The 12,404-nt window shown below is 39.8% G+C and carries 14 protein-coding genes; 11 read left to right on the top strand and 3 right to left on the bottom strand.

Annotated elements, in window-relative coordinates; genetic code table 11:
- Nucleotides 1-44 precede the first annotated feature (44 nt).
- From Q0465_RS12475 to Q0465_RS12430, 10 genes are all read left to right on the top strand, one after another.
- The gene (locus Q0465_RS12475) at nt 45-587 is read left to right on the top strand and encodes a hypothetical protein (protein ID WP_298616694.1); all 543 of its coding nucleotides are present in this window, start codon (nt 45-47) and stop codon (nt 585-587) included.
- A 425-nt stretch (nt 588-1,012) separates the two neighbouring features.
- Nucleotides 1,013-1,495 (top strand): LytTR family DNA-binding domain-containing protein, encoded by a 483-nt coding sequence (locus Q0465_RS12470; protein ID WP_298616693.1) that lies wholly within the window; start codon nt 1,013-1,015, stop codon nt 1,493-1,495.
- Between the two features lie 141 nt (nt 1,496-1,636).
- Nucleotides 1,637-2,674, top strand: coding sequence for a DUF2589 domain-containing protein (locus tag Q0465_RS12465; protein ID WP_298616692.1), 1,038 nt, complete (start codon nt 1,637-1,639; stop codon nt 2,672-2,674).
- Between the two features lie 46 nt (nt 2,675-2,720).
- Nucleotides 2,721-3,497, top strand: coding sequence for a hypothetical protein (locus Q0465_RS12460; protein ID WP_298616691.1), 777 nt, complete (start codon nt 2,721-2,723; stop codon nt 3,495-3,497).
- A gap of 31 nt (nt 3,498-3,528) precedes the next feature.
- A complete protein-coding gene (locus Q0465_RS12455; RefSeq protein WP_298616690.1) occupies nt 3,529-4,218 on the top strand; it encodes a DUF2589 domain-containing protein in 690 nt (229 codons plus the stop codon).
- Nucleotides 4,219-4,229: 11 nt separating this feature from the next.
- Complete coding sequence (locus tag Q0465_RS12450) at nt 4,230-4,448, top strand: hypothetical protein (RefSeq protein ID WP_298616689.1); 219 nt, start codon at nt 4,230-4,232, stop codon at nt 4,446-4,448.
- 11 nt (nt 4,449-4,459) lie between these two features.
- Complete coding sequence (locus tag Q0465_RS12445; RefSeq protein WP_298616688.1) at nt 4,460-4,918, top strand: hypothetical protein; 459 nt, start codon at nt 4,460-4,462, stop codon at nt 4,916-4,918.
- A complete protein-coding gene (locus tag Q0465_RS12440; protein WP_298616687.1) occupies nt 4,896-5,375 on the top strand; it encodes a hypothetical protein in 480 nt (159 codons plus the stop codon). Before Q0465_RS12445 ends, Q0465_RS12440 begins: the two co-directional genes overlap by 23 nt.
- Nucleotides 5,376-5,475: 100 nt before the next feature.
- Entirely contained in the window at nt 5,476-5,997 is a 522-nt protein-coding gene (locus Q0465_RS12435; protein ID WP_298616686.1) for a glycosyl hydrolase 108 family protein, read from the top strand.
- Nucleotides 5,998-6,098: 101 nt separating this feature from the next.
- Nucleotides 6,099-6,845 carry a hypothetical protein gene (locus tag Q0465_RS12430; protein WP_298616685.1) on the top strand — a complete coding sequence of 249 codons (747 nt, stop codon included), beginning with the start codon at nt 6,099-6,101 and terminating at the stop codon, nt 6,843-6,845.
- A 281-nt stretch (nt 6,846-7,126) separates the two neighbouring features.
- On the opposite strand, the gene Q0465_RS12425 is transcribed toward Q0465_RS12430, so the two are convergent.
- The 3 genes from Q0465_RS12425 to fumC form a co-directional block, all read right to left on the bottom strand.
- Entirely contained in the window at nt 7,127-8,482 is a 1,356-nt protein-coding gene (locus Q0465_RS12425) for a FimB/Mfa2 family fimbrial subunit (protein WP_298616684.1), read from the bottom strand.
- A gap of 158 nt (nt 8,483-8,640) precedes the next feature.
- On the bottom strand, nt 8,641-9,993 hold the full coding sequence (locus tag Q0465_RS12420) for an MATE family efflux transporter (protein WP_298616683.1): 1,353 nt from the start codon (nt 9,991-9,993) through the stop codon (nt 8,641-8,643).
- Between the two features lie 103 nt (nt 9,994-10,096).
- Nucleotides 10,097-11,497: a class II fumarate hydratase gene (gene fumC, locus Q0465_RS12415; RefSeq protein ID WP_298616682.1), complete on the bottom strand. Its 1,401-nt coding sequence runs from the start codon at nt 11,495-11,497 to the stop codon at nt 10,097-10,099.
- A 420-nt stretch (nt 11,498-11,917) separates the two neighbouring features.
- Here fumC and Q0465_RS12410 point away from each other — a divergent pair, with 420 nt between their 5' ends.
- Complete coding sequence (locus Q0465_RS12410) at nt 11,918-12,388, top strand: response regulator (protein ID WP_298616681.1); 471 nt, start codon at nt 11,918-11,920, stop codon at nt 12,386-12,388.
- Nucleotides 12,389-12,404 lie beyond the last annotated feature (16 nt).

Here is a 12,404-nt window from a genome sequence, read left to right as displayed (position 1 = left end):
AGGGAATTAAAAAGGAAAAAATTAACCATTAAATTAGAATAAAAATGATTTTATCCATACAACATGGGGAAGTAGATCTGAGAAACCCCGAAAAGGAATGTCACGAAACAGTTTTTGACTACTGTGTAAGCAGGTATAAAAAACTAGGCCAGACTATCCCACGGGCGGAAAATCACGACGAACGGGTAAATATACTTTGGAAAGCAGTAGCGGGCCAAAACAGATTGACCCCTCAAAATTTAAACACTGTGCAACCCGGGTATATTATCGGTTTTTTTAAAGCGGACGGAAACTGCTATCATTCCATGATCGCCCTGGACCAGGATATCTGGGTCGGTACCAATAATTACCAAACGTTTGATATCGATCAATTGGCCGTTGTCTTTTACGACATACCGGATTTTACAGAAAAAGGACAAAGACGTGTATCTCTTTCCAACGACTCAAAAATTAAAAATATATATTGCGGAGCGCATTGGGATAAAGACAAAAATACATGGAAAAGTCCTTATGAAGAATATATCGTAAGGTATCGGGATATTATCACTATGCCAATTACCAATTGCGATATTTGTTCTTATAAATAACTTATTACTGACAACAATCTATAAAAAATAATACTCCCCAAAACGGATTATTCTTTTTCAGAAAGTTGTTACCGGAGAAGTGAAACGGCCAAGACAAGGAAATCCACTTGTCGTTGCCGGGAATACTTCTCCGGTTTTATTGCTTTATCCTATTTACTTTTCTTATTATAATCGTTATAAATGGGCAGCTAGTATTTCCTCAAATCCGGAATATCTTCCCATTCTGTTTTCTTTCTCAAAAAGGTAATTCATTTATAAATTTCACAGCAAACATTAGTTTACATTATTGAATATATCCTATAAATACATTAAACTAATATTTTTTTTGTAAATCATACATTCAAAAGAAATTTTCGGTGTTCCTAAAACAAATTCGTCTTTATAAGTGCGCTTCTCCTTGATTTGTATTTACATAACATACTCCTATGAAAAAGAAACAGTGTCTGATCATTATACTGCCTCCCCATTTGGCTGAATTACCCATACAAATCATCAGAGGTTCAGGTTTTAAAGAACTCATTTGTGGTATACAATCTTCAGAAAACAATTTAAATTATTCCAATCAAACAGATTCTAAATATGTTTTTGTATGGCATCAGAATGATTATCTCAAACTGACACCGGACGAAATTTTATGGATTGAAGCTGACGGAAGTTACAGCAAATTACATTTGACGAACAACAGGAATATGGTTTTATCCTTCCATTTGGCCATAATTGAAAAAGAATTGCCTGTTTCCGATTTTATACGTATTCACCGTTCTTACATAGTAAATCTGAAACATGTGGTTTCCCTGATAGGAAACAGTTTGAGCATCAACGGAAAATTATTGACAATCGGGAGAGAGTATCGTGAACATCTTCTGGAACGTTTCATTTTTCTAGGAGTGCGCAGAAGGCCCCAATAAACTTGTAAATGGAAACATCAGGTCGTTTGTAAAAGATTTGAGTCCTTCAAACAACGGATTATGAAACCTTTTTTATATGCACCATTTTTACCTCTGTAAACATACAAAATAACCAGAGTATTAACTTAAAAATTTACAAGTATGCCTATTGATTCATCTCCGTCGCAAATTGCGACCAGTGCATTACAATCGTTACCTTTTGGTAATATTATCGGAGGACCGCTCAAAGCGTGTATAGAAGCCCAAGCTATGGCTGCTAAAACCTCCTGGAATTTTATTCAGGAAGTTGGTCTTAACATTGATCCTAAAACGAGAGAGAAAAAAGCTGTTACAGTTTCGTTCCAATTTGTCAAAGATGGCCGGGTTGCTCAACTCAACATTCCATTATTGACAATTGTTCCGATCCCTTACATTGCGATCCAGTCCATCGACATCAGTTTTAAAGCCAATATTAATGCATCGGCTTCAAATTCGAAAGTAGAAAATGAAAGCACTTCCATTGATGCCGGTTTGGCAGGATCGACTTCCCTCAATTTAGGCCTTTTCAAAATAAATGCCGATTTCCATGCCAATTATTCGAGTAAAAAGGATTCTACTGCCACGCAAGATTCAAAGTATAGTGTAGAATATACCATGGATGTAGCCGTAAAAGCCGGTCAGGACAGTATGCCTGCGGGGCTGGCCAAAGTGCTCGAACTTCTCGGGAACAGTCTGGATGTCTGTGATCCATCCGGGACTTTGGATGTAAATTCTCTTGAATTCAAGGGAACACCCGGAGAAAAAGCTATGCTGATCGCAACCTATAAAAACCGGGAAGGAGTATTTGAACCGGCCAAGATTCAAATCCCCGGACAAAAGGGTACGGTTGACGGAGACAATATGATCTTCCAGCTTGCCATTGAGGAAGGCAAAACGACTTCGTATATGGTCGGTGTATCCGGCATCGACAAAAAAGTCATTGTCAAAACAATTGATACCTATACGGATCAGAAAAACCGGGAATTAGCGCGTATCGAGAGGGAAGAGAAAGACAAAAAGCGGTTAGATGCAATGCAGGAAGCCATTACAACCCGCCGTAATGAGATCGATGCTCAGCACAGCCAAGAGTTAAAAGCTTCGCAGGACAGGGTTCGTCAATTAGAAGAACAACAAAAAGAGGAAGAAAAAAATAAAAAATAGCAACCTCACCACATTAAATGTAATAATTTGATTAATCAGTAAGTCTATGGCCCAGTTAAGCAAAATTTTAGGTTCGATTCTCCGCGATATGGTATCGGCTCAGCACAAAGCTAATATGTATGCACTTAAACTCTCCAATACTTATCGCAACCAGAATCAGGCAACCACACTAAGGCCTCCTGCGGTGTATCTGGGGGAAGTGGAATTAATACTTCATTGCGGTTTTACCGGAGAATCTGTCTCAGGAGAAGACTATGAGATAGACCATACGGCAGTGCTCCGGACGATAAAAGAATTATCGTCACAGTTATCCGAAGTGATTGTATCCGGCATTCTTTCGACTATCACTCAGAATGCCGCTCATGAAAATAAAGAAGAAGGTCCCATTGCCAGATTAAACCGGGAAAAAAAAGTGCGTCAAAATTTCATTACTTATCTGGGTCGTAAACTTACTCTTCACTTACAAAGACATAGGGCAGAATTCATTGCCCCGGACGGTTCTATCGATGCAGATACATTATTGGAAAACATTTTATTCATAAGTGATGGAGAATTTCTTTCTCATTCGGACCTGGAAGATCTTTTTTCAAGCGATACGACAGGACAGTTACGCTCCAAGGTACAAATCAATCTGAACACAGACATAAAAATGATTTTGCCCCGCTTACTGAAAGAAGTCAACCTGAAACGTCAGAGCAAATATTCTTCCATGGAAGTAATCGTTTCTTCAGAAGAACTTTCTAAACTCCCGGATGAATGCATACAGACATTCCGGTTAAAGATTTCTTCCCGGGATCTCCCGTCAGAAACAGAAGAAGAATAGTTTTTTATCATCTAATTAAAAGCAATGAACCATGAGTAAGAATAAAAAGGAACGGGTAAGCAGTCAAGTAATGGAACTGAAAGAACTAATTGCCGGTCCTCTGCTGGCAACAATCGATGCTGACTCACTTTCTGCACAGCGCTATCTGGATTATCTGTTTAAAATAACGTTCGAATCGTATGACCCGGTCTCCGGAAAAGTAGGGGCATTACGTATGCTGACGTTTAATTATACAGGCCATGATATAAACGGAAACCGCAAACAGTCCGTCAGTATTCCTTTACTGACCCTTGTCCCCTTACCCTTATTACAAGTACAGGAAGCCGACTTCGATTTCGACATTCAGGTATTGGATGCATTCAGTAAACAACAACAGTCGTCCTTTTCCTTTAAAGATGGACAGGCCAGTGAACCTGATGTTTCCAAGAAAGAAGATACCCGTTTACGGGTCACTTTGGCTCCGGTTTCCGGTTCTCACGGATCCAAATCGGAAAACCGCCAGAGCAGCCTTACAGCCAATATGAAAATACATGTGAAAATGAGACAGTCAGACATGCCTGGAGGCTTGTCTGCTTTGCTCAACAAAGCAGTTAACAATATGGTAACGGACATATCCCAACCTCCTGAAAAAGCAATCCCTTTTCAGGAGAATGGTGAAGATCAGGGGGAAACAGAAGAACGGGATAATTCACAAATACAGAAAGAAGTAGAAAAAGAATAATAAAACAAATCATGCAAACAGAAAAAATGAATGGAATGGAATGTCCCGGATGTGCGGGCTTCATTCCGATAGATATCAGGCAATTGTTATACGAGGGGGCAATCGTATGCCCTCATTGTAACCTCCGTCTGACCGTTAATCGTCCGCAATCACAAGCGGCACTAAAAGCCCTGAAAAAAGTGGACGAAGCAGTAAAATGTGTCGAAAAATCCAGTCACTTTAATCGTTAAAAAAAATCATTATGAAACAAATTTTATCTGTTTTGTTGTGTCTTTTCTTAGGTATAGCCTGTATGAACACAACATGTAGCAATACTTCCGGAATAAAAACAAGAGAAGAAACAAAATCCTCCGTTGAGGACAAAGAGGCAATTGAAATAGAAAAAGCTGCCCGGGATATCCTTCAGGAATTATCTTATGGGAAACCGAAAGGTTCAACCGTATTTTATAAAAATGTTAAAAATAACATTGCAGCTTTGGTATTTGTACACCAAATGATTTTGCTGCATACGAAAAATTTTTTACTTGTCGACGAACAAACAAACAGCTATAAGTATGAATCAAAATTAGTGAAAGTTTATTATACAGAGAATCCGGAACATTTAAAAGATATCGCTAAAGTGAGCATCATTTTCAATAACAGTAAACAAAGTTACACCTTAATTTTTAGGAAATCCAATGTTCTTGATACGGTTGATTAAAAAACTTGCCGGCCTTATTTTTCCGGCTTTCGCCTCAGAACAGAAACAGGACTGCATACAGCCAAACGCCACAGAGACAGTATTTCTGCAAAAATGGAGTAAAAGGCTGGAGGAATATATGGTCCGTCAAGTTGCTGCTGATATGAAAATAAGAAAGCAAGAAGGAAAAAATAAATGGATTGTTCATGCCAAAAAAAATCTGGATGCCTACCTGCTTTTCAACGCAATACGGCCTACAGACAATACAAGCGTGAGAAATACAGCAAAATACCTCATCACTTCCTCCCCGGTATCTGAAGGAAAATGTTTTCTGAAACTCATTGAATGCAAATATCCTTTCAGGACAAAAATAGGGACAACAATGAAAAACGAAATTTTGTTCGCCCGTCTCTGTATAGAAACTTCCAACGGAACATCCGGGGAATTCAAAGTGGATTTTTATAAAGAAACAGAATAAAATATCAAATTCAGATAAGAAAATTCTTTCGTTTACATGGATGTAAAACCATCATTACTCAGTTAAATCACTCTAATATAAATGATTAAAATTATTTATTATGGCAGATGTAAAGTTATTAGTACCTTTTATTCTCCGTTGGGAAGGAGGATTCGTCAATGACCCAAACGATTTGGGAGGAGCAACCAACAGGGGGGTGACTTTTGCTACTTATGAAAAATATTGTCAAAAAAAAGCCCTTCCCCAGCCCAGTTTAACCGATTTAAAACAACTTACACAAGAAAAATGGTTTGAAATCATGAAAAGTATGTATTGGGACAGATGGAGAGGTGATGAAATAAAAAACCAGCCGGTCGCCAATATTCTGGTGGATTGGGTCTGGACCTCCGGAGTATATGGTATTCGTATTCCACAGAAAATTTTAGGGGTTACCGCTGACGGCATTGTCGGTAGCCGTACCATAACGGCTCTAAACACCTATTATTCTGCAGCGGAACTCTTTGGCCGGTTCAAACAAGCACGTTTGGACTATATTGACGCTATTTGTGAGAAACGTCCGGAAAATACTAAATTTCTGAAAGGATGGAAAAACCGGATTAATGCTCTTATTTTTTCAAGTTGAACTCTAATTTTTCTTTTCCAAAAGAGTAAGGCCGTCCGGAGAGAAATTAAATTACTCATCGTCATAGATCTTATTTATATAAATTTAAAAAAGAGAACATCATGGATTTTAAGGATTTAAACAATAAACCGCATCCCATAGACAGAAATTTCGTCCCTGCAGGAGAAACACAACCGGCAAATGCACTCCTGCAAAATATCAGAAATAAATTTGCAGGCAGTACCTCAGGAATCTCCGAAAAAGAATTCCATGAAATAAAGGAATGTGCCCGGATGCTGGAAAAATATGTATCTTATTTCCCCAAAGAAAAAGGATGCAGGACACTTGAAGGCGAAGACATGAAGCGCTGGATCAATAACTATTATCCGAACCTGGTCCGGAAAGGTCCTCAACTACCGGATGACCGTTTTTACAGCGGGAATAACACCGCAACCCCTTTAGGGATAGGCATAGACGGAACATTTAACGGAGAAGAACTATTTCAATTTTTGTATCGTCTGTTTAAAGCGATGGTAGAGTATCGCTTGCAAAACTTCAATAAGACAAATATAAAAATACTAACAGAAAATATTGAATTACTGAATTGTGCCCAAATACTGGAAAAGTACGTTTCCCGATTCCCCTCTACCAAAGGAAGTGTTACCTTTGACGCCAAAGATAGGAATTACTGGGTCAGCACTTTCTATCCTCATTTTATTCAAAAGGGCCAACAGCTGACAGACGATAAATTTTTCAGCTCCTGTGATACAACATTAGGAATGGGTACAGACGGAAAATTTACCGGATATGAATTATTCCAGTTTTTATATCGTTTGTATAAAGAAACTGTCCAAAAATTAAGTGAATAAAAAATTCCTAAGAATCTCCCTGCTGTAACAGATTATAGCTGTTCAGCAGGGAATTTTATACATCATTATATTTAACATGCTATTCAGTGATAATCCGTAAATCAAATTGCCGGTTTGACGACATTAAAATCAAATCTTCATATTCTACTTATTCCCCACCCGGTAAATTCTTCAGAAAATGCCGGCAAACCAGCAACTTCCCCTCCTGCAATACACAGAACACTACACTTTTACAATAGTTTTTCTTTCCCTATTATTTTTTCATTTCCCTTTTTCTTTTTCTATTCTACTAATTCCACACTGACGCCGTCAACATACAATCCGATTCCGGACACCAGAGTAGGGGTATAAGTCCGGATTTCCACCCTTAATTTATTGGCTGTAGCCGGAGACCGGAAAACCTGTTTACGGAATACGTCTACATAACCCTGGGTCTGATAATAATAGTCGGAAGTACGGATATCTTCCGAAGGCAGACTGGTCGTACCCGACATCCAAGTACACCACCAGCGCCATTTTACTTCTTCCGACACGCTATTGGCATACATCTGAAACTGATAACAGGCATCCCCCCTTACGGGAACATCCTGATAAAGATAAGTTTTACCTTCCAAACAAACGGCTTTTTTACCTTCCAAGACGGGAGAATTAACACGGATGGCCTGGCGATCGGTACCGCCTGCCCCCAGACTCCATCCCAAAGGTAAGCCTGCCCATTTCCCTTCTTCAAATCCGCCGTTTTTCACCAGATTTACGCCGTTCCCTTCTCCTTTACAAGCTGCAGGAATATCAATATACCAGTCTTTATCATAGATGACGTCTTCATCCCAACCTTTTATATTCACCTGAAAATCGGAGAAATCCCCTTCTCCGGGTTGTCCCAGAACAGCCCTGATTTCGGTAATCCGGTTTGCCTGCAAAGCACTCAATTGATGCACGCTTGTCGTATAAGAAGTAGCTCCCATTTTATAAGAGAAAAAAAGCCCGCAACTTTCCCGGGCCGGAAATAATAATACGGAAGTAGTAGATATACCGTTCTGAGCCGGTTCTGCTCTTTTTACCACTGTTTGTTCACTTTCGGTATATTCCCCGTACAAATTCATTTTTTCCGGAATAGAAGAAATATGTAACATCAAATTATTCATTTCCGGAGGAACATTTTCTACAATTACCCTCAATCGGGCCACCTTTCTTTCCAGATCGAACACTACGGCTTCCTGCTGATCTTCCAGTATGGTAAAATCCGTTTGTCCCAATAAATAATCTTTCGTCTCGCAGTAGCCTTCTTCTGTTTTTTTCAATTTAATAAAAATCTGAAGAGGCGTTTTGGTTTTACTATATTCCCGTACAGCTTTATCGTCAACGTTAACCATACAAAAGCCGGTATACATTCCGGCAGGAAGTTCCAGATTAAACTGGTCACCGGCCGTACCAACCGGATTACATTCATAAAAACCGGTTTCCCGGCTTTTTTCATCATACACAAACACCTGATAGCCCGTAACGGGCGGTAATTCGTTCATTCCATCTCCGGCCCGAACAAATACAGGAATTCCTTTTCCTTCATCCGTCCAGGGTTCGGGTTCATGCTGACAGCCCCAGGCTATGCACATGAAAATGACAATACCCCATTTCATATACTGAAAAATTAAAATGTAAGACAGAGATATAAACAATCCTCCTCTTAACAGGAGTCTGGAAGGAAACAACACGCAACGAAGTGCTTTATAAAATTAAACTAATTTCGGTAAAAAACAAGGGCTAATAAATATTTCGTATAAAATATGATTTTTTATCACATTTGTTGATCGGGGGATTTTAGTTCTGAAAATACCTTATTCTTTATTTTCTGCAGGTATGCAGTCGAAAATATAATCCGTCCCCAAACGGTTTGCATCACCCCCCTGAGGGAAAGATATATCAGAAAAGCAAGCCAGAGAATATGATTATCCGTTCTCCCCGAAAACCCATAATAAATCATAAAAAAGGCCCCGGCAGCGACTGCCATAGCCCACAGCATTTGCCGGGTTGCCGTGGCACCGATTAAGATACCATCCCATAGAAAAGCAGCAAAACCAGCAAAAGGAATCGCCAGCACCCAATAAAAATAGTTTGCAGAAGTCCGGATAACTTCCGCATCATTGGTCAATAAACCCAAAAAATTCTGTCCTCCTATCCCGTACAGCAAAGTAAAACAAGCCGATAAACCGATGCCCCAACCGAACAAATTGCGGACAGCCTGCCGGAGTTTGGATAAATCACAAGCTCCCACATATCTTCCCGTCAATGCCTCTGCAGCATAGGCGAACCCATCCATAATATAGGAAAATAAAGTAAACAGCTGCATTAACAATGTATTGACGGCCAGGATAATATTTCCTTGTCTCGCCCCGCTGGAAGTAAAAAAGGTAGTGACTGCGATCAAACAAACGGTACGAAGAAAAATATCCCGGTTGACAGCAAAAAAACGTTTCATCGCCTTCCATTGAAGGCTTGACCGTATGGTTATAAAAGGACGGAGAACCTTATACTGTCTCAGCCATAAAAACAGTGCGATGAGCAAACCCGAATATTCGGCCACCACAGTTCCCAAAGCGACCCCTTCCACCTTCATTCCCAATACAAAAACAAAACAAAGGCTGCACAGAATATTGATAATATTCACAGCGATGGCAATATACATAGGGAAACGGGAATTCTGCATACCGATAAACCAGCCTTTAAACCCGTACATCATCAAAACGGCAGGTGCTCCCCACACACAAACCCTGAAATAAGTAACCGCATAATGTTCCACTTCTGCACTGGTATCCAGTAAATAAAATGCCAAACGTTCTACAGGATATTGTAAAATCAATATAGCCAAAGCGGATATCAGTCCGACCCCTACAGCCTGTACCAATACCCGCATTTCTCCGGCAGCATCTTTCCTGCCATAAGCCTGGGAGGTCAAACCGCTGGTACCCATCCGCAGAAAACCGAAATTCCAGTATAAAATATTAAAGAGTAAGCCCCCCACTGCAATAGCTCCTATATAAGCGGTTGCACCCAGATGGCCGACGATTGTCACATCTACCAATCCCAACAAAGGAACGGTGATATTGGACACAATGGAAGGTAAAGCCAGACGTAATATTTTACGGTTCATACCCGGAATTTTCAGCAAAGATACTGAATCTACTCCAAAGCAGGAACGAAATAAACATTCACTCCTGAAAAGAAAATAACCTTTTATTCCGTTTCCCTTACCTTCAGGAAATTTTACCGACCATATCGGCAGGATTCACCCAACGGTCAAATTCTTCCGCCGTGACATATTTCAGTTCGACAGCTGCTGCTTTTAGCGTTTTATTTTCCAGATAAGCTTTCCGAGCAATTTCAGCTGCTTTATAATAACCGATATGAGGATTCAGCGCTGTTACCAGCATCAGGGAATCGTTTAAATGTTTATGGATGGTATCGTATACCGGTACAATTCCGATGGCACAACGCCCGGTAAAATTAAAACATCCTTCTCCGATCAGACGGGCACTGTGCAGAAAATTATAAATGATCACCGGTTTAAATACATTTAATTCAAAATGCCCGGTTGCTCCGCCCACATTAATGGCAACGTCATTTCCCAAAACCTGGGCAGCAATCATTGTCAGGGCTTCACACTGTGTAGGATTCACCTTTCCCGGCATAATAGAAGAACCGGGTTCATTTTCAGGAATGCGGATTTCGCCTATTCCCGCACGGGGTCCCGAACTAAGCATCCGGATATCATTCGCAATTTTCATTAAACTGACGGCAACTGTTTTCAATGCTCCGTGTGCCTCAACCAAAGCATCCTGAGTAGCCAGTGCTTCAAACTTATTAGAAGCCGATACAAATGGTAAACCTGTCAATTCGGCAATTTTAGCAGCCACATGTTCTGCATATTCCGGAGGGGTATTCAGACCGGTCCCGACGGCCGTTCCTCCCAATGCCAATTCTGCCAAATGAGGCAATGTATTTTTTATAGCCTGTATTCCATGTTCCAGTTGAGAGACATAACCGCTGAATTCCTGCCCCAGAGTAAGCGGGGTAGCATCCATAAAATGAGTTCTTCCAATCTTCACAACAGTTTTAAATTCATCCTTTTTCTGAGCCAGAGTATCCCGCAGTTTCTCCAATCCCGGAATCGTCTTTTCCACCAATACCTTATAAGCTGCAATATGCATAGCTGTCGGGAAAGTATCGTTGGAAGATTGCGACTTATTGACATCGTCATTAGCACTCAAAATTTTGTTTGTATCCGTCAATTTCCCTCCATTCAATACATGTCCCCGGTTAGCGATTACTTCATTCACATTCATATTGGTCTGAGTTCCGCTCCCTGTCTGCCAGACGACCAGTGGAAACTGATCTTCCCATTTCCCCGCTAATATCTCATCACAAACCTTAGCAATCAAATCTGTTTTTTCCGGAGATAAAACGCCTGATGCCCGGTTTGTCAAAGCTGCAGCTTTCTTTAGCCAGGCAAAAGCCCGGATCATTTCTGACGGCATCCGATCCCGGTCAACCACAATATTAAAATTATCAATACTTCTCTGTGTCTGGGCACCGTAATAAGCATCTTCAGGTACCCTTACTTCTCCCATCGTATCTCTCTCATATCTATATCGCATAATCTTTACTTTTAATTCTCTCTTGTCTTCTATAAAACGAAGGTAAAACAGAAAAGTTCTTAAAGCACTACCGAGCCATTCATCCAACCTTTCTTATAGGCAATTTCCTTCCGGAATCAACAGATCCCGCCACCATTTTATGGTACGTTTTTTTTGTTAAAATTCAAAAATGTTTTTTTATTTGTATGAAGACGGGAAAATAATTTAAAATGAATACAAATAATTGATTGTAAATACGATAAATATTTTTTGTTGCTCTCCACAAAAAAATTTTGTATTTGTTTTCCGCTCATCAAAAAACGTACCTTTGTCTTCCCTTTTAACGTAATAATACTTATTACTTTAAAAGATTTATATGTGTGTGAATAAATTTGAATTCCTGGGCCTTTCCATTCCTAAAATATTTCAATGGTAATCCAAATGAACGACAACGAAAAAACTCCTTCTGTTCTTTCCTCCGGACAAAATAACATAGAAACCCCAACTGCATCTAATACTTTGTCTGAAGAAAAAGAAACGCTCTCTTTTAAACCCATGATTCTGATTGCCGAAGACAATTCCGATAACTACTTATTACTAAAATGTATTTTGCAGTCCAATTACACTTTGCTCCATGCCTGGAACGGAAAAGAAGCCATAGAACTTTACAAACAACAGCATCCTCAACTCGTGTTGATGGATATTCGTATGCCTGGGATTGACGGATTTGAAGCCACTGCTGAAATTCGTAAAATTTCAACCACAGTTCCCATCATCGCAATCACTGCTTACGCTTATGCCCAAGACATTGAACAGATATTGAAAAGCGGATTTAATAACTATATCTCAAAACCTATAGATGTCATTAATCTGAAAGAAAAAGTACGCGAAATATTCGAAATAAATGAATAAAGATTCAGGTCTGCCG

It is taken from the genome of uncultured Odoribacter sp., from assembly GCF_937966165.1.
Classification (GTDB): Bacteria; Bacteroidota; Bacteroidia; order Bacteroidales; family Marinifilaceae; genus Culturomica.
The sequence above is the reverse complement of the archived record's forward strand: the minus strand, read 5'-3'. Positions and strand labels throughout refer to the sequence as shown.